Here is a 25,628-nt window from a genome sequence, read left to right on the forward strand (position 1 = left end):
GCAAAATGCATTGCTAATAACAAAATGAGCGTTTGAAAAAGGCAATATATATCGTCATCATTCTGCTGTATGCGTTTCCGTTAATGGCCCAGGATAGTACCGGGGCTCGAAAGGAAGGCTGGCCTGAGCTCAATGTCTATTACAGTTTCAATAATAAATGGAGGCTCTTTGCCATGGTTTCTGTCACCAGGTTAAGGACCTCTGATTATACGGATGGAAGCACAGGAATATATGTCGATTATTTTGCCAATTCATCATTGCGTCAAAAATTCATGCCCCAACTCAAGGACAGTTCAAGAGGATATTATTTGTGGTTAAGGATGGGATATTATTACTCATCAACGCCACCTAAATCTGTAAATCCTGTGAAGGAACACACGATTGCCACCGAAGCGAATCTACGTTTTCATTTACCGATGGATATATTACTGACCAATAAAAATCGTTTCGACTGGCGTTTTGTAAACAGCGATTTCAAAGCCCGCTACAGACCACGTCTCACCTTTGAAAAGGATATGCAAACCCAGTACTTGTATTTTACCCCTTACCTGTATGGAGAGTATTTTGTGAATTTCACGGAGAGCGGCTCTAACCGTTTCAGGTTGTGTATCGGCCTTGAAATTAAAGTGGCCTTGTATGTAAATTTCGAATCCTATTACCTGTATCAGTACCGAAACGGAGACAACGTTGATGCCGTAAGTGCTGTCGGCCTGGCGCTTAAGTTTTATTTAAATCGCCAGGCGCTGCAAAAAACATTTTCCCAAAAGAAAAAGAAGTAAGTCGCCTCAGGCCTCTAGCCTTGTTTGGGCAATAAAGACTATTTGTGTGAACAAAGCATAAAGGAACAATGTCGCTGTACATGCGTATCCTCAGAAACTATAACCAAGCGCCCTATACTACATATTTGTCTCTTCCCTGGCTCAGAAATATGATCTCATCTAATTATCTTTAATCGCCATTGGAAATACAGAGAGGTTGTTGCATTTCAATTGCACATACTGACAGCAACAGTTAAAACCTCTGGCAGTTATTTTATAATAAAGCTGGCACCTTCTAACAGATGAGAAAGTTGAAGATAATACTTATTGCATTGGCCATTTTACTACTGGGGCTGTTGATTGTTTTTTTACTTCCGGAAAGAAGGAAAGAGATGAAGACGCAACACTTTACTTTCCTTTTCAGCAGCAGTATTGATAGCACAAAGATTTCTGAACTTGCCAAAGTATTGGAAAGCAATTATTCAAGGATTGGCAATGATTTCAAGACAAAGCCTTCAGATCATATTGAAGTAAATATCTACGCTCAAAGATGGCGATATATAAAAGCTACTAAGAACTGGGGTGGTTCAGGAAACATAGAGGGCATTTCCAAGCTCCACTTCGTAGAACAGGCCTGGGGAGAAAGTGATAGCAGGAAAGTAGCTGTTCATGAATTTGCCCATACTGTAACGTTGAAGTTACTTTTAGACAATGAACCACTACCATTCAATTCACAAAGGTTTGATCATCAATTTGCAACGTTTCCTACCTGGCTTTGGGAAGCAGTCAGCGTTTATGAAGCAGGTCAGTTTGTTGATCCAAAAACGCTGCCTTACCTAACAAATGGAAAATACCCCAGTATATCAGAATTAAACAATCGTATAAAAGGCGGGAAAATTTATGACTGCGGTTATACCATTGCTGAATTCATTAAAACCAAGTTCGGACAGGATAACTTTATTCGTCTTATTCAAAACTATGGAGACTTGAAGGGAACGTTGCAACTAACAGAGGAGCAATTTTGCAGAGAATGGTATGGGTATATAAAAGACAAGTATTTAAAATAAGGACAACTGCTCATAGCATGTTTATCGAAATAGCAGTTATGTATTACATTTATAAGCAGTAATTAAAACAGGTAATACAATAACAATAAAAAAGTCATACAGAATATGAGTCAAACACCAACAGTAGAAACGCAAATGCTGATCAGAAAGCCTGTGGCAGAGGTATTTCAAGCTTTTATTGACCCCAGCATCACTACAAAGTTCTGGTTTACAAAGTCAAGCGGGCGGTTGGAAGTTGGTGAAACAGTAAAATGGGAGTGGGAAATGTATGGTGTATCCACTAATGTATTTACAAAAGAGATTATTCCTAATCAACTTATTTCAACGGAATGGGGCGATCCTGCAACTACTGTTGACTACGTGTTTACACCATTTACAGATGATACAACTTATGTAGTGATCAAAAACTATGGTTTCAATTTAACCGGAGATGACTTGATTAGAGCCATTAAGGATAATACCGGAGGTTTCACATCTGTATTGGACGGACTGAAAGCCTATTTAGAGCATAACATTCAATTGAATTTAGTTCTTGATAAATTTCCAAACAAACTAAATACAGATCCGAAGACATTGAACGAATGGCAAAAAGAGATGTAAATGGAAAGAATGGATCGTGTGGACGAGTATATCAAAAGCTTTCCACCAAATGTGCAACAAGCTTTATCGCAAATTCGTGCGACCATAAAGAAAAAAGCGCCACAAGCAATTGAAAGTATCAGTTATGGCATGCCTGTTTATAAAACTAATGGGAAGCCACTGGTTTATTTTGCAGGTTTCAAACAACATATTGGCTTTTATGCTACACCAACAGGGCATGAAGCGTTTGCTGGTGAGCTTTCAAAATACAAACAAGGAAAGGGTTCGGTCCAGTTTCCGCTAGATCAGCCCATGCCTTTAGAGCTAATCGAAAGGATTGTGGCATTCAGAGTAGAGGAAAATGAAAAAGAACGAATGGCTAAAGAAGGTTCTTTTCCGGGATTAAGTGCGCCAGCCAAACGAGCCTTAGAGAACAATGGCATCACTACTTTAGAACAACTTTCCCGACTGACAGAAAAAGAAGTTCTGAGCTTCCATGGTATGGGGAAAAGCAGTATACCCAAGTTAAATGCATTATTAAAACAAGCAGGACTTGCTTTCAATAAATGAATAGTATATTTTCAGGAATGAAGGTGAAGGGAACAGCAACTTTTTTACATATACTTAGGCTACTAGTTATAAAAAATCTATTTTATGCTTCGTCGAAAAAATTTATTGGCGAATTATTTAATTAGTTTACTGCTTGTTGGTGGAAGTTTAAAGGCAAGGGCGCAAGATAACATTGAACAAACAACTGCATCCCCTAACAATATTAACATCTATGTTGGCTTCGTTGATCTTAATGTTAACTACGAACGAAGGATACTCAATAAACAGAAATCCAGTAGTAAGATCAGGCTAGGTTTTGGCTCTGGCAGCTTTCTTACTGCTGGAGAAGGTAAATATATCAATCCAGCCTTTGTTCATCTTATTGGAAAGAAGATCAACTCTCATTTGGAAATTGATTTGGGTTTCAAATACATGTTAACCAATACTATTTCCGACCCTAAATTCTCTGAAACCTTTATACCGGATCTCTTTCTCGGGTATAGGTTTGAAAAATCGACTACGGGATTTGTTTTTCGACTTGGAATCAATTACCCTACTCTAGTCAATGCCGGCATTGGTTATAAGTTCTAAGCATGCAATGCATTGGTGATACCAATCACAGAAAATACTGCCTACTATCATTTTATAATCCACCTGTTTATTTGAACTTAATATCCGAAATGACAGGATAGTTATGAACCCTTCTATTGCATCACAAGAAGCGTCCCGAAGTGAGCTGCGTTCAGGATTAAAGGTCAACAAGTCTGATTATCAATTGCTAAGGAAGAGCTTGCTTCTCTGCTGTATGTAGCCATGAATATCGTTTCGGCGATGCTGTATGACGGCTACAGTTCCGCCTCTCAAACCATCAGCGAGTTGTCTGCAATAGGGGCTCCCACAAGGTCACTTTGGGTTCCTATGGGTTTTGTGTACACCATACTTGTGACTGCATTCGGATGGGGTATTTGGCGATCGGCGGTCAATCATCGCTTCCTGCGCATTACAGGAGGCCTGCTGATCTTATTTGGGGTGATTGGCCTGGGATGGCCATTTGCACCGATGCACCAACGTGATGCGCTGGCAGCGGGCGGTGGAACGCTGACCGATACCATTCACATTGCTTTCTCAATAGTGACTGTTCTGTTGATGCTTCTCGCCATAGGGTTCTCGGCAGCGGCCTTTGGTAAGCGGTTTCGCATTTATGCAATTGTGACTTTGGTGGTACTGCTTGTGTTTGGTACTTTGACAGGATTGGACGCGCCTAAAATTGATGCGAATCTGCCCACGCCATGGATTGGGGTGTGGGAGCGCATTAACGTTGGTGTTTTCATGCTTTGGGTTGTGGTGATGGCAATTGTTCTTTTGCAGGCAAAAGAGTACGAAGTTCCTAAAGCCTTATGAAAATCATTTTTGATTGACAGGTGTTTCAATTACCAGGAAGTGAGCGCCAGCCTCACATTGAATTGGTACAGAATCGGTTTCCCAAACACCAATGGCATCTCTCCCGGAAAGGTCTGTTCCATTAACACTTATCTTGCCTTCAATTACAAAAATGAACAGGCATTTGTTTACTTGTTGAAAGTTATAGGTAATCTCCTGGGGCGTATTGAAATAACCCAGTGACAATTTTGCATTTTGGTTGATCCAGCAATGCTCCAGTCCTTCTTCACCAGAAACGATCGTTTGCAGCTTGTTGATCCTTTTTGCAACGGGGAAGTTCCGATGCTGGTATCTTGGATTGATATTTTGCAATTTTGGTTGAATCCAAACCTGCAGAAAGTTTACATTCACCTCTCCGATGTTGTACTCTTCATGCCGGAGTCCGCTACCCGCACTCATGATCTGCACACCCCCTTCTTCAATTGTTGTACTATATCCCATTGAATCTTTATGGTTCATCTTTCCCTGAAGCAGGATGGAGATAATTTCCATATTGTTGTGGGGGTGCGTACCAAAGCCCTTTCCAGGCTCCACAAAGTCATCGTTGACAGCTAACAGTGTTCCGAATGCGCTTTTCAGGGGATTATAATAATCACTGAAGCTGAAATAAAAATTACTCTTCAGCCATCCCATGTCTTTTGTGCCCCTTTCAGACTTTTTAAAGAGTTGTGATTTCATAGACTAGGTTTAATGATTGTACTTTCTGATCACCACGGCCCAATAAATCCATAACAATGTGCAAATCGCCAATGAAAGGCCTGCACTAAAAAAAGCAACTACAAACGATAATACATATGGGGGAAAGCCCAGCAAGTAGATTTTCCTTATAGTATGAATCGTACCCGGTGTGACATCAGGTTTCAAATATTGCTTTTTCCGGCTTGCAGTATACCACAGCCAATTATAGGCCACATTTATCAGAATGAACAAACCTGCATAAACGGCAACGGCACTGTTTTCAGCAGGTGTATTGAAATACTCTGCTATTAAAGATGTAGGGTAAGGTACTGCAGCTACCAACAATAACATAAAGCCATTCGCAAACATGATCCCACTACTGGTTTTATGAATATGGTTAAATAGTGCATGGTGATTAATCCACATGATCAGGATACTTAAGAAGGAAAGAACAAATGCCAGGTAAGCGGGCCAATTGTCAAAGAAGGCCTTGGTCAGGACTGCATTACCCTTTATGTGTTCAATATGGGGAAATGGGAGTTCCAATGCGAGCAGGGTAATGGCTATTGCGAAAACTCCATCGCTGAATGCTTCAATGCGGGCTGTTTCTTTCTGTGAATTTTCCATATTTGTGGTAAAGTAATACTTGCGGAAACCTTATTATTGATTCGAAGATACTTTTTTCCAAATGTCCGCATATTCATCGGGGTGACGTATAAATTGAGCATAGACGTAAGGGCAAAGTGCGATCACTTTCAGATTGTTATTACGGGCATGATCTACCATTGCTGCCAGAAGCTTTTTTGCAAAGCCTTTGCCTTCTGCTTTTGCAGACACTTCAGTATGGTAAACGGTCAGGTCACTGCCCGTAATATTCACCACCATCTCTCCCAATAACTCGGCCCCATCCATGATAAAGAAAGCGCCATTACCCAATTTATTCAAACTTAACTTGACTTCGTTCATCATTTGAGTTTTATATACTATAGTTAAGGGTGGAGTACCGGAAGTACTTCTTCAATCTTTTTACGGCTTCTTTCGTATTGAGCAGGCAGCATGAGGTGCGTACCTAATTCGCCTACAGTTTCATCTGTTGTAAAACCCGGATTATCGGAAGCCAATTCAAACAACACACCACCGGGCTCGCGAAAATAAAGAGAATAGAAGTAGTTGCGGTCTATTTTTTCTGTAATGTTCAGACCGGCACTTCTCACCTTTTCGCGAAACTCCATCAGAATGTTGTCGTCTTTTACCCTGAAGGCTACGTGGTGATTGGTTCCGCCAGCGTTGATGCCGTGCTGCCCTTCAGGCTCTTCTACCATGTCGACAATGTTCGCGGTGTCAATGGCATCGGTAATGAAACGGGAGCGATTACCTTCCTGGCTTAAGAGTTTGTAGCCAAAGACTTCGGTAAGGATCTTTGCTGTAGGAGCCACATCCCTAACGGTCAACACTATACTATGAAAGCCTTTTGTTGCCGTGTTTTCGGCCACTCCGGCTGTTGTCCAAGGTTTCCTGTTGTCGTCTATTGCCGGAACGACCAGATTTAACAGCAGGCCATCCGGATCTTCGAATTGGAGGAACTGTTCGCCAAATCGCTCATTGACTGGCTGATGCGCCACTTTGAGTCCTTTGAAACGGTCTTCCCAAAATTCCAGGCTACCTTTTGGCACGGAGTAGCCAATTTCAGTAGCCATACCCGTGCCGATGCTACCTTTTTGAATTCCCTCCCAAGGAAAGAAGGTGAGAATTGAACCAGGTGTACCCACCTCGTCGCCAAAGTAGAAGTGGTAGGTACCCGGATCGTCGAAGTTGACGGTTTTCTTTACCAACCTGACACCTAAGACTTTTGTATAGAAATCATAATTACGTTGCGCATTGCCTGCGATAGCTGTAATATGATGTAAACCTAATATCCTATTTTCCATAATTGAAAGATTAAGCTGCAGCTACTATTACTGCCTGTTTTACCAATTGAACTTCAGCATGTATTTTGATCTCATCGCTTACCACTACACTACCAGCTTCCGTAACAGCATTCCAAGTTAAGCCAAATTCTTTGCGGCTGATCTTACCACTTACTGTAAAGCCGGCTTTGGTCTGTCCATAAGGGTCAACAACGATACCACCATACTCAACATTAACTGTTACCGGCCTAGTTATGCCTTTGATTGTCAATTCGCCATGGAGCTTTGCATCGTCGCCATCTGCTACATATTTATTACCAACGAAGCGTAATTGACTATGCTCTTCTGCATTAAAGAAATCGGCTGATTTCAGGTGCGCATCCCTCTGGGCATTGTTGGTATCGATAGAATCTACCTCAGCAGTAAACTTTAATTTTTTTATTGTTGAGAAGTCCTCATTTTCTGTTTCAACATTCAAGTCAAAGTTTTTAAAGTAGCCTGTTACAGTAGTAATCATCAGGTGCTTTACTTTAAATTGAATTTCAGAGTGTGCGGGATCAATGTTCCAATTAATTGCCATAGTTGTAATTTTTATTTGTTTTTGAATTTGTAGGACAAAACTACTATGGCGGAGAGGGCTGATCCATTGAGTTCAGGCAAGAAAAAACGTTGATCTAAGTCAATGGGATATGGTGAATGGTCAATGGTGAATGGGGAGTGGTGTATATGCAGTTAGGGGTAATTGTTAGGTTCAGGGCATTACTTTTTTGAAAAGCAACCAAGGATTTAAGTACTTAAGCGAATTTGATGGTGAAGACTGTCTGGTGAGGGGCTATAGTTTTTAATGAGAACTCGAAGCCATGATTGCGGAGGATATCGCGGACAAGGGTTAGACCTATACCCTGGCCGTCTTTTTTGGTGCTGAAGAAAGGAGCAAACAAGTGTTCAGCCTCGGATTCAGTAATGCCTTTACCAGTATCCGCTATCCTTAACAAAGAGCTGGCTGCATCCGTTTGGAAAGTAATGCTTCCTTTTGTTTCCATCGCTTCCAAGGCATTTTTTACTATGTTGATCAGCGCCTGCTCTAATTGCTGCTCGTCGGCTGCAATGAAAAAGGGTTGTTCATCCAATTCAAAAATGAAGCTGACTTCTTTTTCTTCTGCCTTGATGCTCATTAAATCACATACATTGTGTACCAGTTGATGAACATTAACTTTATTGCGAACCGGCTGGGGCAATTTTACCAGATCGGCAAAGTTGCGCATGAACTGATTCAGGTTGCTGTTCCTATTGATCGCAACCTGCAGGGCATTCTGAAGGGTGCTATTGCGCTCATTTTCGAATACATCTGTTTTCAGGGCTGATTGCAGGATAGAATTCACCGGTCCTACTGTATTGGTCACTTCGTGGGCCATCATCCTGATCACTTTTCCATACACATTCTTTTCGGCGGCCAGTATCTCGGCTGTCAGTTCTTCAATAGTGATAAAATGTCGAGGGAACCCGCGGTCTACAAAGTGAGACAATTGCAGTTTATAAGTATTCATCCCATTGATGCTTATGGTCCTTGCTTCGCCTGAAGTCAGGTTTGCAAAATGCTGCAGCAGCGGATGCTGTATTTCAGCGACTACACGTCCTTTCAACATCTTTTCTTCCAGATGCAACAATTCTTCGGCTTTGGGATTCACCTGCTCAATGCGGTAGTCATAATCCAGTATGATGATCCCTGTCGGTGCCGTGGCAATCAGTTTTTCCAGAAAAAAATGCTGCTGTTGCTGCCGGGTCCGTTCTTCGCGTAGTTGGTCAATCATGTTGTTGTATACGCCAATCAGCTGATCCATTTCGTATTTGCCTGTGGGTAGGAATTTTATATTGAAGTCGCGGTCCTGTATTGCCTCTACACCTGTCATTAGAGTTTTCAGTGGCTGAATCAACTCTTTATACAGTCCCCATGACAACCAGAGTGAAATGATGATCAGGGCTTCGGAAGCAATGAACAGCAGTTTATTTTCACGAAAGATCATGAAAGAGAGCACCAGGGTAACGAGGTGCAGAAAGGCCATAAACAGCAGGAACTTAGTCCGAAGTTTCATCGTAGGGAAGGTTATATTTTTCGAGTCGCCTGTATAGTGCACTGCGTGTCAGGCCAAGGGCGACTGCCGCCTTTGCGATCTTGTTTTTGTGATAGGCCATTGCCCGTTTGATCATCTCCACTTCCACTTCTTCCAGTGTCAATAGCCCAACTCCGGGCAATTGCATTGTTTCCTTTTTCATCGGCATCTGGTCGTATTGCGTGCGGAAATCGTCCACGTCCAATTCATCTCCCCTGCTTACCAAGACGGTACGTTCTACCAGGTTCTTCAGTTGGCGGATGTTTCCGGGTAGCGGCAATTGCTGCAGCCATTTTGCGGCATCCTTTGTTACGGAAAGAGCTGGCCGGTTGTAGATCTCTTTCATATTTTTCAAAAAGAAATCTACCAGGTGCGGAATATCTTTTGGCCGTTCTCTTAAAGCAGGTAACTTCACTGTGATCAGGTTGATCCGGTATAACAGATCCTCACGGAAAGTGCCCCTAGCTACCATTTCTTCCAGGTTGCGATTGGTAGCACAAACCACGCGCACATCCACGGTTTTGGTACGGCTACTTCCCAACACTTCATAGGTGCGGTCCTGCAAAACACGAAGCAGTTTTACCTGACTGCTAGCGTCGAGGTCCCCTATTTCGTCTAAAAATATGGTTCCTTTATTCGCCATTTCAAAACGACCGATGCGGTCGAAACGGGCGTCGGTAAAAGAACCCCGTACGTGGCCGAACATTTCACTTTCAAATAAAGAAGTAGAAATGCCACCAAGGTTCACTTTTACGAATGGCTTGTTCCGGCGTTTACTGTTCTGGTGTATCGCTTCAGCAATCAACTCTTTTCCCGTACCGCTTTCCCCCATGATCAAAACAGAGGCATCCGTATCCGCCACACGGCCAATGGCTTCCAGGAGGGCCAGCATTTTGGGATCTTCACCAATTATGTGCTGGAAATTATACAGGTTATCCAGTTGCTTGCGGCTATGCTGTTCTTTTTTCTTTTCCTTCAGATCGAGAAGGGTTTCCACAGACTGCAAGAGGTGACTGTTCTCCCAAGGTTTGTTGATAAAGTCGCTTGCCCCCAATTTCATCCCACGCACGGCCAGGTCAATGGTCCCCCAGCCGGTAATCAGGATCACAGGAATGGATGGAGCTATTTTTTTGATGCGCTGCAACAGCTCCATTCCTTCTTTACCTGAAGTTTCAATGGAAAAGTTCAGGTCCAGGATAATCAAGGATAAATCGTGCTGCTGCACCCTATTGATCGCGCTTTCCGGTGTATCAGCCTCGATGGTTTCATATCCTTCATTTTCCAACAGCAAATGAAGCGAGGTACGCACAGCTATATCATCATCAATAATCAGGATCATGGAAAAGCAAAATTAAAGTATTACTCTTCGTGCAGGGCTACTGCCGGATATATGGCGGCAGCCTGTCTGCCCGGATAAAGCGCACACAAGAATACTAAAATATAAATGAAAGCGACAGATAAAGCTATAGCCACCAGGTAAACTGAAGCCGGCAGGTCAAAAACTTTCAGTAGAGGGAACTGAATGGCGAAGAACAGGCCGATCAACAATGCCAATGTAGACAGCACGAGCGATTCACCTACGAGTTGCTTTGACACGGAATTTCCTGAGGCACCTACTGCGCGACGCAAACCAATTTCGCTACGGCGTTTATTGATGTTGTACCACAGTACGCCGAACAAACCCAGGGCAACGTTGATAATCAGGAAGCCACCCACTACCAGCATGATGATCATCGGGATCAAAGAGAGTTTATTTTGCCTTGTGAGTTTTTTATCCATGTGTTCAATTTCAACGCTGGTTCCAATTGTATTGGAAAGGGCTTTGAATAATTTACCTTCAAAAACAGCATCAGCACCTGGTTTCACTTTTATAAGTATGTTGCTCGTCCATTTTGCGGCACCAGCGTCAATCCTTTTGAATAATCCATTTTCTACAGGCGTATAAGTCCCCTTGTCCTTCATATTTTCCATGACGCCAATCACCTTTAAACGATCACCGCCGTATTCGATATATTTCCCAATTGCATTTTTTCCTTCAAACAATTCCTCCTGAAGTTTACGATTGATGACCACCACAGGCGATTTTGAAACGTCATCAGCCTTTGAAAACCAACGGCCGCTGAGCATTTTAGCATTCAAGACCTTGAGGTAATTATCGTCAGCATTGTAAAAATTTGTCATCACACCCTCGTTCTGATCACTACTTACCATTGAATTGGACATAGTCATTGCAAATGGAAAATTATGACCAGAGAAACCGGCCTCTACTACCTGGGGAAAAGATTGTAACTGTTTCCTCAATACATCCTGAAAAAGTGCAGCAGAATCATCGCTTTGGATGTTTTCGGGCGTCATATAGCTAGCTACCCAAACATCGTCATATTCAAATCCTAAAGGATGCCTGTAATTGTTGTATGCGCGGACAATCATTGTAAATACCGCAAACATGACCAAAAATGAAACGAACATTTCGGTGATCAATAAGAAGTTCTGTTTCTTTTTATTCCAGATTAGTTTGAATAGATGGGAGATCATATAATTAGTTTGTTAATTGTGAATGGTCAATGGTGAATAGGCAATTGCCAATTATTGAGATTTTAATGCGGTGACGACTTGAAGGCGGGACATGCGCCATGCAGGGTAGACACCAGATATGAGGCCGAATATTATACATGCGGCCATACTATACAACAATACTGTTCCATTGATGGTCAGGTGCATGTTAGCAATCATATTGGTATTGTTCATTAACTGTAGAATGATAAAAGAAATGATGATGCCTATAATACATCCTAAAAATGTGAGGATCAGATTTTCAACTATGAATTGGCCGACCAGCGTTGAACTCGAAGCGCCAAATGCTTTACGTACGCCTATTTCAGAAGACCTTTCCATGATCCTGCTGATGTTGATATTGACCAGGTTCAGTGTAGGTAATAACATAAAAAACAAGAGAAAAATGGATGCTGCCATAACCAGTTTACTAATGCCACTCTCATCTGAACTACCTAAAGGTGAATTCCTGATAAAACTTGCTACATAAGTGTCGGCTATGCTAATGAATTCATCATATTCCTTGTCATCAGGCTTTATTTTAGCCACTATGGCGGCATATTCCTCTTTCATTTTTGGTACATCAGCCTTCGTGGCTGCCATCATTACAGCCGTATAGTTTCCCATCAGGGTCTTTTGCCTGTAGTCTGTTTTGGATACCGTATAAGGCACATATAAATCGGCATAAGAAAGTGGCATTGTCACGGGAACGCTCTTCACTACACCAGCAACCCTGTATTGAACGTTATCAGCTTCGATGTATTTACCGACAACAGTGGGCAGATCTCCGAAATAATCTCTTTTGGTATCTTCAGAAATCACAGCTACATGTTCTCCGTTGTTTATTTGTTGCAAAGTGTATGGTTTGCCCTCTATAAACTTGTATTGGAATACATCCCAGAATTCATCGTTGGTATATTTCAAATTGATCGCCAGCCTTTTATTGTTGATATAGGCATTTGTAACCGCATAAAAAGAAGAAATGGCAACCTTGACAGGAGTCTTTAAAGTACTCACATAGCGATCCAGATAATAAAAACTGGCGGGGCTGTTCATCTGACTATGGTTCTTCAAACCTTTTTCCTGAACAGAGGTTATATACAAGGAGCGGTCCCTATTCACCTCAGGATAGTTATCACTGGTGGCATTATCAATAAAAGCAGTAGCTACAATAAGTATTGTCAACGTGAAACTGATGCCAAAGAGGCTTATAAACGTAAAGAATTTACGGCGCTTGAGTACAGCAATGGCTATTTTGAAATAGTTCTTAAGCATATACCTGTTTTAAAGTGTGATCGTTTACCTGTGCACCATCAAAGAGCCTTACAAGGCGGTGTGTTTTTTTTGCCATGGTTTCGTCGTGGGTAACCATAACAATGGTCGTTCCTTCTGTTGCATTCAAGTGGAGCAACAGATCCATAATTTCATTACCCATGGCGCTGTCCAGGTTACCGGTAGGTTCATCGGCCAGGATGATCTGAGGCCTGCCCACTATGGCCCGGGCAATGGCCACCCGCTGTTTTTGCCCACCAGAAAGTTGGGAAGGGAAATGTTTCATCCGGTTGCTCAGCCCCACTTTTGTCAGTGCTTCCTTTGCCAATTGCACCCGTTCGCTGGCAGACACTTTGCGGTACAGCAAAGGCAGCTCTACGTTGTCTAAAACCCTAAGGTCATTAATGAGGTGGAAGCTTTGAAATATAAAGCCTATTGTCTGGTTGCGGAAGTGAGCCAATTGCTTATCAGAAAGATGCGTTGTTAGCCGACCATCGATCAGCACCTCTCCTTTTGTCGGCGCATCCAGTAAGCCCATTATGTTGAGCAAAGTACTTTTGCCACAACCGGAAGGTCCCATAATGGACAGGAATTCACCTTGGAATACGCTTAAATTGATCCTGTTGAGTGCCAAAGTTTCAATGGTATCCGTTCTGTAAGATTTTTCAATTTGCTTTAATTGTATCATACTATTGATTTTTGGGGTGATCTGTTTTATTTGTAAGTAATCTTTTGTTCTTTTTCAAAATCGTAAAGGGATAAATAACGCAGGCGGTAAAAAGCTTTCCAATAGTCGCGCAGCGCAAAAACATAATCCCTCTTGGCCTGGTCCTTTTCCTGGAAAGCTATGCTCAGGTCTGTGATGCTCAAATTGCCCAGCATATAACGTTCCTTTGCAATCTCGTATTTTTCACTGGCAATACTGTCTGCACGGCGCGTCAGTACCAACTGGTTTTTCATCATATCGAACAAGGTGACTTCCGTGACAATTTCCTGTACAAAGTTTTGTTTGTCCTGTTCGACTGCATATTCGATAAACTTGCGATTTGCTTCCGCAGTTTTGGTACGCGATTTCGAGCGGCCCCAGTCCAGAATAGGAATATCAAATTCCAACTGCAGCATTTGCTGGTCTTTAGGTGCCTGGTACATTTTTGAAAATGTAGTCGCACTTTTTGAGAAACCCAGCCTGGCAGTTAGTGTAGCATTGATGCCGTTGTCAGCTTTTGCCTTGGCCACATCACGGTTTGCTTCCAGTTCACGCCTGAAAAAAGCAATGGCATCAGAGCGGTTGGCATAAGCCTCAGATAAAACTTTCTCTTGCCCGATGCGGATGTTTGTTATGGCATCAGGGATCACGAGTTCAATTTTTACATCTCCCTGCAACCCGGTAAAGGCTTTCAGATTCAGGTTTGCTATTTCAATATCACGCCTTGCAGTACCTTCAGCTTTTTGGGCTTTTAGTTCTTCCAATTGCAATTGCAGCACTTCATTTCGTGATATTTTTCCAATTTCGAATTTTTCATTGGCAATGCGCAGGATGTTTTTGGTATTGGCATAATTGGTTTCGGCAATCTGCAGGTTTACCTGTGCCAATAACTGATCGAAAAAATAAGCGCTGGCATCAATTGCTATTTCTTCCATTGATTCTATATATTCCTGTTTGCTCTCATCATACTTTAAGGGTTCAATGCGCTGATCCCATTTTAAGCTGTTGTATTTGAATAAGGGCTGACTATAACCAAGGCCATAGGGTGTTCCATTGTACAAAGTAGTTTTCCTATCGAAATCATCAAAACGTTGTAATTGCGTGGTACCGAAGACCGTCCCACCAGTTGAAGCGATGCTTTGACTAAACGCCAGATTCAATGAGGCGTTGTTGTTATGCACCGGGTGAAAGTCGATGGTGCCATTGGGCTGCAATACTGGTATGAATGATTTGGTATAGCCGGGAAGTATTCCCTGTAAAGAAAGCTGCGGCTGGTAATTAGAGCGGAAGGTGCGGTATTGCCAGTACTTTGTTTCCTTCACCGTTTGTGCCTGGCGGGATGCAATTGATCGTTCTTTAGCCATAACCACAACTTCTTTCAGGGATAGCGTTACCGTATCCTGTTTTTGCGCGAAGCAAGACAGGGCGATGCAAAGAAGTAATCCAGTTATCGTTGGTTTCATTTTTTTACTTGTTGATGGTGATCTCATTGACGTTTTTGTAGTCGCTCATGTCGGAAGTGATCATCACTTCTCCAGCCTGCACGTTATCTTTCAGTTCCACATAGTCAAAGTTTGTCATGCCAATGTGGACAGTCCGGCGTGTAGCCTTTTCATTTTTCAGCACAAATACATCCTGCACACTAGATCCTTTGAAGGCAGGGCCATTTGCCACCCTGAGCACGTTTGTATGCCTGTCGGTTACCAAGTACACATCCACCTTCATTTTGGGCCTGAACAGTGGGTCTTTGCGTTCATTCAGTTGCACATCGAAAGTTATGATGCCGTTTTGTACTGATGGATTGATGTTGGAAACTGTTCCGCGAAATTGTTTTTCATTGATGACAACAATCGCCGACATGCCATTGTGTAACTGGCTTATGTAGTTATCAGAGATGCTTCCGATTACTTTAAAGCTTTCCAGGTCGGCTATGCGAACCAGCGGCTCACCTTCCTGAATGCTGGCACCGATGTTTTTATTTACCCAAGTAATCACGCCTGGTCTTGTAGCCACTACATTGGCCAGTTGGAGCTTGCGTCCCAATTCATTTAAATCCTGTTCCTCCGCAGCGGCCACCAGATCCAATTCTCTAATCTCCACCTGCATTGTTTTTTGTTTGCTGCGTACTTCGTTTTCCAATTGTTTTTTTTCCAGCTGAGCCACTTTTAAATTCAATTCGGCTTGTTCAATGTCTTCTTTGGTACCACCACCTGCTTTGTATAAGCGTTTGGCATCTTCCAGCGTACTTTGGAGGCTGTTGATTTTTAATTGCTTGATGTCATTGTTGGAACGGATATCGTAAAAGCTTTTTTCCAGTTCGAGTTTGAGCTTTTGTACGCTGTTGCGTTTGGATTCGAGGGACAATCTTAATTTTTCATATTCTGCCTGGGCTGCGGCTTTATCCAGCAACATTATGGATTGTCCTTTGGTTACATTGGTACCGGCGTCCAATAACACATCCTGGATAGAAGCGTTCATGACACTGGTCAATACTTGTTCGAATTCGGGCGACATTTCACCGGAAGCAGTAATCGTGTTTTCTATGTCGCCCACTTCCACAACGGCCGTTGTGAATTGTGATTTTTTTAAGGAGGCAGAAAATGCAAAGCGAAGTAAGCAAATGGCTGTAATCAAAATACCTACAACGAGGAATGTAAAGAGTAGTGTCTTCTTTCTCTTTTCGGCAATTACTTCTTTGGCAATGACCTTGTCCATGTAATCAAATTTGATTCAAGGTTTTCCAAGACGGATGCCAGAGTTAAATCATTGATTAATAATCAATTATAAAATTTGAGGTTTAAAAAAGTGTGCGATATCGGACAAAACGATCGAATTTTCATTTAGAATAATAAAGTGAAGCTAGCTCTTGCAAAGAAGGGTGTGCCTGGAGTAAAATGTATCCCTGATACCGATGCAGGTTCATTTTGAAGCCTGCTCTCTGTGTTGAATTGAGTTTCCTTCCATTTCGTGTTTAACAGGTTTTGAATGGCCAGTCCTGCTTCCCATTTCTTCTTTGTATAGTTGATGGCAGCATCAACGACAAAGTATCCCTTAGCATTAACGGAATTATTTTCATTGGCTGGTCTATCATCCATAAAGCGATAACGCAGACTGCCATTCCATCCGTTTTCCTTCCTGTAGATCAATCCTCCTACACTGGTGAAGCGTGGCGCCAAGGGCAAGTAATTTTCTCCTTTAGGAATATTCAATGCCCTGGCGTTAGCCAGGCTAACATCCATGTCTGCAAACAGATTTTTTATCACTTCATATCTGGCTGATATGTCAAGACCGAACCTTCTTGTTTGCCCTCCGGCTTCCACTACACCTTCATCACCTACATATACAAATTCCTGGTCCAGCCACAAATACCAAAGTGCTGATTGAAATACCAATTTCTTTCCCAGTTTGAATATACCTCCCAAATCAGTACCATAGGCAGGTGGCACTACATTCTTTCCATCCTGTTGTACGGCCACTCTCGTATCATTGCGGTGAAAGCCTTTGCCGTTGTATAGATATAATTGTATATTATCGTTCACCCTATAGTTGATATTTAGCTTCGGACTAATGATTGTGGAATGAGAGGTAAGCACAGCTGACGCTAAATGATCGTTGTAGCAGTTGGTAAAATAATCGGCACGCAGGGCGCCTGTAATGTCTAATCTTTTGGATATTGAAAATCTTTGAGCCCAATAGGCTGCTGTATTTAATTCATTAACATCACCCATCATCAATTCATTGGTATTGATGGTCCTGTTTTTTGTACGGGTGAGTTCTATGTTATTGACAGCATCATACCTTACCAGAACACCTGCATTGGTTTCTGTGCTGATGTTTCCTAAGAAATATTCTTTTTGATAAGAACCATTGTAACCAACAATATCTCTAGTTTCTTTTTGACGGACCTGGTCACCGTTTACCGGGTCTTCTTTGAAGAATGTAAAGTTGGAATAAAGTTCGAATCTGTACTTGCTATAATAAAGCTGATTACGCCAAACAGCACCATTATCCAGGTTGCTTTGTAATTCTATATTGGCGTTATGCCTGGATGTTTTGCCTCCTTCTGTATTATCGATAGCTCCATAAAAGCCGATCATTCCACTTTCCACTGCCCTGTCAGGGATTTGTCCGGTAGCATTCCACCTACTGGTAAAGGCAGTTAGGGTTGCAGACAAAGTACTGGTGTTATTGATACTGCCATGATATTTCAGCGTACCATTGAAGCGGCTAAAATCCTGAGGGCTGTCAAAATAACCTTTTGTGAAAGAGCCTTCTCCAGCAAAATACAAACTTTGATTTCTTCTATCCCTTTTCGGCTTTATCAAATTAATACCTGTAATGCCCCGGAATGTACTGAACTGCCCCCTTCTACCTTGATAAAATTGTTCTCCAGGTAATCTTTTGTTTTGAACTCAACAAAACCGGCGGTTGTGAAATTTCCCTTGTCAGCAAAGTAAGGACCTTTATTAAAGTTCACTTTATCTATGAGTTCAGGAATTACAAAATGGAGGTCAGCATATCCCTGCCCGTGTGCATGGCTGACCATGTTTACAGGCATGCCATCAACTGTTAAATTGATATCTGTTCCGTGGTCTACATCAAAGCCTCTTAAAAAGATCTGCTCGGCTTTTCCGCCTCCTGCATGCTGGCCAATAAACAGGCCGGGAACCATTCGTAATACCTCCTGCGAATTATTGATCGGGCGGAGGTGGATATCCAGGTCACTAATTGTTTTGAATACGCCATTAGAGGCTGTTGCCCTCACCTTTACTTCTTCCAGGCTGGATACCTTTGGAACCAGATCAATAACAGGTAAGTGATTAGAAAATGAAAGAGATGTTACATTGATCAACTTAGGTTCAAAACCAATGCATGATATAAAAAGCTTGGTGACGGTATCGGATAGATTTCTGAAGCTTATCAACCCATTTTCATCGGCAGTAGCAGTAAAGCTCAAATCAGCAGTCTGCGCAAAAGCATCCTGAACAGGTATTTTTGATAAAGTGTTTACCAAGTATATACCCTTTTTATTTGTTTGTGCAAAAGCAAGATCAGTCAATAAAAGGGAGCATAAAAACAATAAAAAATATAAACCCCTTTTAAAATGCAGCATATAGATTTTTTAAAGGTTGAGGAGGTCAATAGAACTACGAAAATTTTTCCTCAACAGATTTACATAGATCAGCTTCTTTAAATGTATTGCTGCCAGGATGATGCATTAATCAGAGGTGAATGGCTGAAATACTTATATCACTTTTTTAGTTCGAATGGCCATTCTCTTTTTAACCTTGCCATAATGAAGTAGACCAGTGTTCCAATGGAAAGTGTTACCAACCCGGTGATCATTATTTTCTTACTAGTTGAAACGAAAATGCCTGCCCACATCATGATTGCTAAATAAACGGGGACCGGGAATAGTGGCATTTTATATGGGAATTTGGCTCTAACCTTGTTTTTGCTGAGCAAAAGCAAGCCAACTGCCTGGCCGATAAACTGAACCAAGATACGCATTGAAAGGATGGCGCTGATCACATCACCAAGTTTGAATAACAAGCTGAATAGGAATGCCACTCCACCTAAATACAGTAAAGAGATATAAGGGAAATGCTTGGTTGGATGCAGCCGTGCGAATATCTTAAAGAAAGCTCCATCTACGGCTGCGGCATAGGGAATACGACTATAACCAAGTGTAGCAGAAAACACAGACGCAAAAGCCACCCATAAAATCAGGCAAGTCAATATTTGTGCTGCCGTATGGCCGGCCAATGTTTCCATAAATGCACTTAATACAAATTGACTTTCTTTTGCGTGTTGCCATGGAATCACACTGACGACACTTACATTCATGAGCAGGTATAAGGTTGCAATACCTGCTATGGAAAGAAACATACTGCGAGGAATATTCTTTGCAGGATGGGTAATTTCTCCTCCCAGGTGGCAGACGTTATAATAGCCCAGATAACTATAGATACTTTTTACGTTGGCAGCTCCCAAAAGTGCAATGAAAGCATAATCAACATTTAATCCGTCATTCATATGCCTTACAGGTTGCAGAAAATTGCCATGCGCCATACCGGCTCCAATGATCCAAAGCAAGGTCAAAAGCACTCCTATCCATAACAACACACTTATTTTCCCGATCTTGTCAATTTTACGGTACAGCAAGATGACGATCAACGCCACGACACTACCACTTACCAGTTTGGTTGTCAGCGGGGTCAGCGGCACGAGGAAATTGAAGTAGGAAGCAAAACCAATGGCAGCAGATGCGATGACCAAAGGCGCCTGAATCATGGTTTGCCAGATGAACAAGAAGCTCATTAGCTTGCCTGCGCTGGCCTTCCCATATGCCTCTTTCAGAAAGTTGTAAGAGCCTCCAGCTCTTGGAAATGCGGCACCCAGTTCGCTCCACACCATAGCATCTATAAATGACAAAGCGGCGCCGGTTATCCATGCATACAAGAAAAAGGGGCCATTGATCATGCTGATTACCATAGGCAGGGTGATAAATGGGCCTATGCCAACCATATCAATCATGTTGATAGCCGTAGCCTGTCTCAAGCCCAGGCGTCTTTCCAAATGCACCATAATAAACTCTTAATACCGTCGTCTTTTTTGTAACTTTGTTTAGCAATTGAAGGTATGATAAAGTGGTATTAGTAAAAGTTGATTTTTCAATTATTCATAAACTAAAAACAACTTGTCTATGAAACATTTTTACAATCAAATGTCCACTTATTCAACACTAACAGGATCTTACGGTTATTCGCCTTCTAATGAACAAGCGGCCTGGTTTGCCATTGTTTTTACAGCAGCCAATATCCATGGTGAAATCTCACAGGAAGCCAAAGAGACATTTAGTAAGCTCATCACCTCAAAAGTGCTCTTCAGGGGGCACGAAATCCTTGATTATTACTCCGAATTGATGGAAATACAGGATGAGTTGGCACCCAAAGAAATCATCAAGAAAGCAGCTAAACTGGTCAGTCCAGAACATGCACCTACCTTATTTTGCATGGTTACAGAAACTTTATTAGGCAAGGGGTATTTAACCGAGAAGGAAGAAGACATATTGAATTTTATTGGCATCAAGCTTTTGTTAGACAGAGCAACTACCGATAAAATTATGGATGTTATCTTGCTTAAGAATAAGTGGAACAGTGTTTACAATTAAGACAGTATCAAGAGCCGTATTGGTTCAAAGGGATCGCTTAAGAGCTATACGGCTCTTTTTATTGAATGGAAAAGGTGTGTTTTTGCTAGCGGGATCGGAAGTATACAAGATGAAGTGGAAATAACAAGAGAAAATAAAGAGTCTTTTAGATGATTGGTGTAACTTCCATAGTGAAATGCAATAATTGCAGCATCTGGCAATATGGACACTACCATTTTATTTGAAGAAGTGCAAGGCCCTGTTCCCAAAAGTGTCCGTGATTTTTTTAGGGTAACTACAGGAATTTTTTTTGTTTGTGCCATCATCAATTTTTTTTGGCAAAAGGGCTCGATCAATGAACTCACCATTGGCCTTTTCGCGGGCCTGCTTCTATTTGCATTAGCAAGTATATTTTTGGAAAGAAAACTCGTCACACAGATCAGAAGTGATGGTATTTATGTGCGCTATCCACCTTTTCTGCCTTTGACAAAATATAAATGGGACAGTGTACAGCATTTGCATATCAGAAAATACGACGTAATATCCGAATATGGAAGTTATGGTATCCGCTACAGTACAATAGGCTCAGGCACAGCTTATACAGTTTCAGGGGATATCGGAATTCAGATTGTTTTTAAAAATGGGGCCAAATTACTTATAGGTACTCAGCGACCCGATGAAGTCACCAATGTGCTTAAGGAACTAGAAAAGTAGTTATATCGATTCCAAGGGGATATTTACCATTAGTTGACAACCTGCGCCGGGAGTGCTTGCAAGGGAGAGTGTGCCTCCTAAATTTTCGGCACGGGAGCGCATGTTGGTGAGACCGATCCCTTCGCGCTTTTGCTTAGTGTCGAATCCTCTTCCATCATCAATTACCTGTAAACAGAGTACGTCCTCTATAAGGTCTATCACAATTTGAACATTATTCGCTTGGGCATGCCTGAGGATGTTGGTCAATTGCTCTTGTAATATGCGGTAGAGTGCAAGGTGTACTTCCTGATTTACTTCCAGGCCTTCAATGCCTATTGTTTCCAAACAGACTCTGATCTTGTTGGTGGCGGCAACTGTATCAACAAGGTCTTTGATTGACTCTTTTAATTTTATACTCCCTAGCGAAGGGGCAGAAAGGCGCTTGGATAAACTGCGGATAGCGTCAATACATCCCTGAAGAAGATCGCTGGTTTTATCGAGCATCCCTTTTGTATCGCCAATCCCATCCCTGCACAATTCGGCATAGAGTTTTACCGTGGTGAGTACCTGATTGACGTTGTCGTGCAGCTCCCTGCTTACATGGGCCTGCTCTCTTTCCTGCGCCTCAATCACTGCTGCGGCGATCTTGCGCTGGCGCATCTCACGCTCTCGATCCAATTTTTCCTCGAGCAGTTTTCTTTCAGTGACATCCGTCATGATAGAAAATATCTCCAGTTCTCCTTTTGCATCTACCACTGCCTGCCCGGTATTTTCCACCCAGAATTTTTCTTTGTTCTTTGTATAAGAAAGCAGTTCGACATGAAAAGGTTCGCCATTTCTTTTCATTTCCCGCAGGTGTTCAATTGACCGGGCGTCTGTTTCGGGGCCACTCAACAGTTCAGCAGGATTTTTACCAAGAGCTTCCTGCAATGAAAAACCCGTTTTCTGGATGAAGGCATCATTCACCCACTTTATTCTTGCATCCTTGTCGCACAACATCACCAGGTTATCTGTTTGCCTGATGATCAGAGCGAGCCGTTTCATCTCCTCTTCCGCCCTTTTCCGCTTTGTGATATCAGTAGCAATCGAAAAGAATTGTTTCAAAGCTCCATTTTCATCAAAAACAGGATGGCAAGAAACGTCTGCCCAGTAGGTTTCTCCATTCTTTTTATAGTTGATCACTTCAATTTGGAATGACTCACGATTGGCCACCTTTTCCTGGACATATTGTATTAATGCCGGATCAGTTTCAGGGCCATCGAAAACATTTCCGATATATTGTCCCACCGCTTCATCGAAACTATATCCCGTTTTGCGGGTAAATGCATCATTCACCCATATAATCTTACGTTCAGGAGAAGAAATAGCCACGATGTTGTCGGTATGTTCTGCCACAAGAGAAAGTTTGCGCAATTCTTCCTCTTCTTTTTTCCGTGCAGATATATCACGAAAGAAAACAGATAGACCAGTATGGGAAGGATATGCATCTACTTCAAGCCAAACCTGGAAAGGTGGAAAGTAGCCATTGAAATGAACTGGCATCCTTGTCTGAACGGCCTTTTTGAATTGCTCTTCGTACACTGAACCGATCAACTCAGGAAAGCACTCCCAGTAATTTTTGTTCAGGTAGTGTTCTCGTTTGACGGAAACTATTTTTTCCACCCGGGGTGTTATGTGTGTAATATGCCAGTTTCTATCCAAAGCCAGGAACCCATCAGTGATGAGTTCAAGCATTTCATTCATTTCGAGATTGGGGCGAATGTACCTGCCAATACAAAATACCAATTGTTCCTGCGGATCCCACTGAGCTGACCATGAAACCGGCACTATGCATCCATTTTTGTGATAGTAGCGGTTCTCAAAGTTTGTTTCAAAAGCTCCCTGCATAATTTTCCGGGCAGTTTGTTTGGTCTTTTGATAATCATCCTCAACCAGGAATTCTGTGTAGCATTTACCAATGAGTTCTTCAGGATGATAGCCCCACAACTTTAAAGAAGCCCTGCTTACTTCCACAAACCTGCCGCCCTGGTCCAAAACGCATAACACATCGGGTGACAGATCATACATCTTTTTCAGATGCGCAATTGAAGGATAGTGGATTCTCAGCAAACCGGCCATATTAATCCCAAGAAATTACATGAGGATTCAAAATATAAATATAGGCCAGCAAGAACGTTGAAGGATACGGTTTTGAAGAAATTAGCATAAAAACAAGTATTTACACTTACTACAAACGAGGTAGATACCCGAAATCATCATTCGTCATGAATAAAGAATTGAAATAAATAACCATATGACTTATTTGAAAATAACTAGTCCCAGAGCCGGACAACAAGACGCTAATTATTGCAATTTTTTGCAGCACCACACAAGCTTGCCAAATATTATAAATTTTGGCAAGGCTATAATAATCTATTATTCAGGTTAGTTTATTGGGGTTAATTTTACAAAGTAACAGGCAGTATTGTTTCAATCTTAGTATGCTACTTACTATTTTACTCTTCATTTCATTAACTGCCGCTGTCATTAATGCCTGAATCAAGCGCTTTTTCATTCCTGTACCTCTTGAAAATATAATCTAGTTCCAACTTCCCATTAAGGCTCTGAAAAACTGCAGTGAAAACTACATCTGGTATTGATTAAAACAACAGCATCATGAATTTAAAGCTAAAAACTACCGCGCTCAATATAGCAATAGCCCTGCTATTTGGGAATTTCCTTCATGCACAGACCCGGACGGAAAAAGATCTATTAGGTGAAAAACAGATTCCCATCGATGCTTACTATGGTGTGCAAACAGCACGGGCGCTCGAAAACTTCCAGGTAAGCGGGGTAACCACCAAATTTTATCCAGATTATGTAAGGGCTTATGCTATGGTGAAACTGGCAGCAGCGCGTGCTAATACGGATGTTGGCAGGATGAGTAAAGAGAAACTTGCAGCTATTGAAAAAGCCTGCCAAGCTGTTATTGATGGTAAGTACCATGAACATTTTCTTGTTGACTTATACCAAGGTGGTGCGGGAACCTCAGCTAATATGAATGCGAATGAAGTACTGGCCAACATTGCCCTGGAAATGAGCGGTCATAAAAAAGGTGAATATCACGTTATTGAACCACATGACGACCTGAATATGGGGCAATCGACCAATGATGTGTATCCTACCACTATCCACGTAGCCTTACTGCTCCATAATGACAAGGTGGTAAAAGAAGCAAAGGCGCTGTCGGCTTCCTTCCATAAAAAAGGCGAAGAGTTCAGCAAGCTTCTTAAAATGGGACGTACCGAAGGCCAGGATGCTGTGCCCATGACCCTGGGACAGGAATTCCATGCGTTTGGATATCAACTAGATGCAGCCATCGAAGGGCTAGTGAAATCGGAGGCATACTTGTATGAAGAGAACATGGGGGCCACAGCCATTGGTACTGGTATTACGGCTTCTCCTGGCTATGCTGAGAAATGTGCTGCACACCTGGCCAAAATCACCGGTAAGCCGATGATGCTCAGCAAAGACCTGGTAGCCGCCACCTCCAGTATGCAAGGCTTTGTCATGTATTCTTCAGCCCTAAAAAACCTTGCAGTAACCCTGTCTAAAATCTCGAGTGACCTAATATTCCTTGCTACCGGACCACGTACAGGTATTTTCGAAATCAACCTCCCTGCACTTCAGCCTGGTTCTTCCATCATGCCCGGAAAGGTGAATCCAGTGATGCCAGAGTTGATGAATGAAATTTGCTATAAGGCCATTGGTAACGATGCCACGGTTACGATTGCCTCACAAGACGGGCTCCTTCAACTGAATGCCTATGAGCCAGTAGTTGCCGTTGCCATTATGGAATCGCAGGGGTTGTTTTTTAAAAGTATGCCATTGTTCCGAAAACAATGTATAGATGGGATTACTGCCAATGAGCAGGTGTTGAAGCATTACATGGAACGCAGTGTAGGCATTGTTACAGCATTGAACCCAATATTAGGCTATGATAAAACAACTGAACTGGCTAAAGAGGCTCTGGAAAAAGATAAAGGCATCCTGGAATTGATCCGGGAGAAAAAACTGCTGACTGAGCAGCAAATCAAAGAACTGATGGATCCAGTAAAAATGACAGCTCCAACAGGTCCAACAGGCCCGGCAAAAGCTAAACCATATTGATCTACCTTAAACT

At 42.1% G+C, this 25,628-nt stretch carries 25 protein-coding genes; 9 read left to right on the forward strand and 16 right to left on the reverse strand.

Annotated elements, in window-relative coordinates:
* Positions 1-32 precede the first annotated feature (32 nt).
* The 6 genes from OCK74_RS09575 (at position 33) to OCK74_RS09600 (ending at position 4,354) form a co-directional block, all read left to right on the forward strand.
* A complete protein-coding gene (locus OCK74_RS09575) occupies positions 33-779 on the forward strand; it encodes a DUF2490 domain-containing protein (RefSeq protein WP_279296805.1) in 747 nt (248 codons plus the stop codon).
* Positions 780-1,060: 281 nt separating this feature from the next.
* Positions 1,061-1,825, forward strand: coding sequence for a gluzincin family metallopeptidase (locus OCK74_RS09580; protein ID WP_279296806.1), 765 nt, complete (start codon positions 1,061-1,063; stop codon positions 1,823-1,825).
* Positions 1,826-1,930: 105 nt separating this feature from the next.
* Positions 1,931-2,425, forward strand: a complete 495-nt coding sequence (locus tag OCK74_RS09585) for an SRPBCC family protein (protein WP_279296807.1) — start codon at positions 1,931-1,933, stop codon at positions 2,423-2,425.
* Positions 2,426-2,974 carry a DUF1801 domain-containing protein gene (locus tag OCK74_RS09590; protein WP_279296808.1) on the forward strand — a complete coding sequence of 183 codons (549 nt, stop codon included), beginning with the start codon at positions 2,426-2,428 and terminating at the stop codon, positions 2,972-2,974.
* Between the two features lie 84 nt (positions 2,975-3,058).
* Positions 3,059-3,544, forward strand: a complete 486-nt coding sequence (locus tag OCK74_RS09595; RefSeq protein WP_279296809.1) for a hypothetical protein — start codon at positions 3,059-3,061, stop codon at positions 3,542-3,544.
* Positions 3,545-3,754: 210 nt separating this feature from the next.
* Complete coding sequence (locus tag OCK74_RS09600) at positions 3,755-4,354, forward strand: DUF998 domain-containing protein (protein ID WP_279296892.1); 600 nt, start codon at positions 3,755-3,757, stop codon at positions 4,352-4,354.
* A 3-nt stretch (positions 4,355-4,357) separates the two neighbouring features.
* Here OCK74_RS09600 and OCK74_RS09605 read toward each other — a convergent pair whose 3' ends face one another.
* From OCK74_RS09605 to OCK74_RS09675, 15 genes are all read right to left on the reverse strand, one after another.
* Positions 4,358-5,071, reverse strand: a complete 714-nt coding sequence (locus OCK74_RS09605) for a pirin family protein (RefSeq protein ID WP_279296810.1) — start codon at positions 5,069-5,071, stop codon at positions 4,358-4,360.
* 9 nt (positions 5,072-5,080) lie between these two features.
* Positions 5,081-5,698 (reverse strand): TMEM175 family protein, encoded by a 618-nt coding sequence (locus OCK74_RS09610; RefSeq protein WP_279296811.1) that lies wholly within the window; start codon positions 5,696-5,698, stop codon positions 5,081-5,083.
* A gap of 33 nt (positions 5,699-5,731) precedes the next feature.
* Positions 5,732-6,040, reverse strand: a complete 309-nt coding sequence (locus OCK74_RS09615; protein WP_279296812.1) for a GNAT family N-acetyltransferase — start codon at positions 6,038-6,040, stop codon at positions 5,732-5,734.
* Positions 6,041-6,060: 20 nt separating this feature from the next.
* On the reverse strand, positions 6,061-6,999 hold the full coding sequence (locus tag OCK74_RS09620) for a ring-cleaving dioxygenase (RefSeq protein WP_279296813.1): 939 nt from the start codon (positions 6,997-6,999) through the stop codon (positions 6,061-6,063).
* Between the two features lie 10 nt (positions 7,000-7,009).
* A complete protein-coding gene (locus OCK74_RS09625) occupies positions 7,010-7,558 on the reverse strand; it encodes a YceI family protein (RefSeq protein ID WP_279296814.1) in 549 nt (182 codons plus the stop codon).
* Between the two features lie 214 nt (positions 7,559-7,772).
* Complete coding sequence (locus OCK74_RS09630) at positions 7,773-9,071, reverse strand: sensor histidine kinase (RefSeq protein ID WP_279296815.1); 1,299 nt, start codon at positions 9,069-9,071, stop codon at positions 7,773-7,775.
* Complete coding sequence (locus OCK74_RS09635) at positions 9,055-10,428, reverse strand: sigma-54-dependent transcriptional regulator (RefSeq protein WP_279296816.1); 1,374 nt, start codon at positions 10,426-10,428, stop codon at positions 9,055-9,057. Before OCK74_RS09635 ends, OCK74_RS09630 begins: the two co-directional genes overlap by 17 nt.
* 20 nt (positions 10,429-10,448) lie before the next feature.
* A complete protein-coding gene (locus OCK74_RS09640; protein WP_279296817.1) occupies positions 10,449-11,624 on the reverse strand; it encodes an ABC transporter permease in 1,176 nt (391 codons plus the stop codon).
* Between the two features lie 51 nt (positions 11,625-11,675).
* A complete protein-coding gene (locus OCK74_RS09645) occupies positions 11,676-12,917 on the reverse strand; it encodes an ABC transporter permease (protein WP_279296818.1) in 1,242 nt (413 codons plus the stop codon).
* Positions 12,910-13,602: an ABC transporter ATP-binding protein gene (locus OCK74_RS09650; RefSeq protein ID WP_279296819.1), complete on the reverse strand. Its 693-nt coding sequence runs from the start codon at positions 13,600-13,602 to the stop codon at positions 12,910-12,912. Before OCK74_RS09650 ends, OCK74_RS09645 begins: the two co-directional genes overlap by 8 nt.
* Positions 13,603-13,628: 26 nt before the next feature.
* Entirely contained in the window at positions 13,629-15,083 is a 1,455-nt protein-coding gene (locus OCK74_RS09655) for a TolC family protein (protein WP_279296820.1), read from the reverse strand.
* A 4-nt stretch (positions 15,084-15,087) separates the two neighbouring features.
* Positions 15,088-16,335, reverse strand: a complete 1,248-nt coding sequence (locus OCK74_RS09660; protein ID WP_279296821.1) for an efflux RND transporter periplasmic adaptor subunit — start codon at positions 16,333-16,335, stop codon at positions 15,088-15,090.
* A 125-nt stretch (positions 16,336-16,460) separates the two neighbouring features.
* Positions 16,461-17,945: a TonB-dependent receptor gene (locus tag OCK74_RS09665; RefSeq protein ID WP_279296822.1), complete on the reverse strand. Its 1,485-nt coding sequence runs from the start codon at positions 17,943-17,945 to the stop codon at positions 16,461-16,463.
* The gene (locus tag OCK74_RS09670) at positions 17,942-18,634 is read right to left on the reverse strand and encodes a TonB-dependent receptor plug domain-containing protein (RefSeq protein WP_279296823.1); all 693 of its coding nucleotides are present in this window, start codon (positions 18,632-18,634) and stop codon (positions 17,942-17,944) included. The genes OCK74_RS09665 and OCK74_RS09670 overlap by 4 nt, the downstream gene beginning before the upstream one ends.
* Positions 18,635-18,870: 236 nt before the next feature.
* The gene (locus OCK74_RS09675; RefSeq protein ID WP_279296824.1) at positions 18,871-20,208 is read right to left on the reverse strand and encodes an APC family permease; all 1,338 of its coding nucleotides are present in this window, start codon (positions 20,206-20,208) and stop codon (positions 18,871-18,873) included.
* Between the two features lie 118 nt (positions 20,209-20,326).
* Here OCK74_RS09675 and OCK74_RS09680 point away from each other — a divergent pair, with 118 nt between their 5' ends.
* Both OCK74_RS09680 and OCK74_RS09685 read left to right on the forward strand, forming a co-directional pair.
* The gene (locus OCK74_RS09680) at positions 20,327-20,794 is read left to right on the forward strand and encodes a tellurite resistance TerB family protein (protein ID WP_279296825.1); all 468 of its coding nucleotides are present in this window, start codon (positions 20,327-20,329) and stop codon (positions 20,792-20,794) included.
* Positions 20,795-20,995: 201 nt separating this feature from the next.
* On the forward strand, positions 20,996-21,487 hold the full coding sequence (locus OCK74_RS09685) for a hypothetical protein (RefSeq protein ID WP_279296826.1): 492 nt from the start codon (positions 20,996-20,998) through the stop codon (positions 21,485-21,487).
* Here the strand turns inward: OCK74_RS09685 and OCK74_RS09690 are convergent, their stop codons facing one another.
* On the reverse strand, positions 21,488-23,575 hold the full coding sequence (locus OCK74_RS09690; protein WP_279296827.1) for a sensor histidine kinase: 2,088 nt from the start codon (positions 23,573-23,575) through the stop codon (positions 21,488-21,490). It abuts the gene before it with no gap.
* A 546-nt stretch (positions 23,576-24,121) separates the two neighbouring features.
* On the opposite strand from OCK74_RS09690, the gene OCK74_RS09695 reads away from it, so the two are divergent.
* Complete coding sequence (locus tag OCK74_RS09695; protein ID WP_279296828.1) at positions 24,122-25,615, forward strand: aspartate ammonia-lyase; 1,494 nt, start codon at positions 24,122-24,124, stop codon at positions 25,613-25,615.
* Positions 25,616-25,628 lie beyond the last annotated feature (13 nt).

It is taken from the genome of Paraflavisolibacter caeni (genome assembly GCF_025628885.1).
Lineage (GTDB): Bacteria > Bacteroidota > Bacteroidia > Chitinophagales > Chitinophagaceae > Flavisolibacter > Flavisolibacter caeni.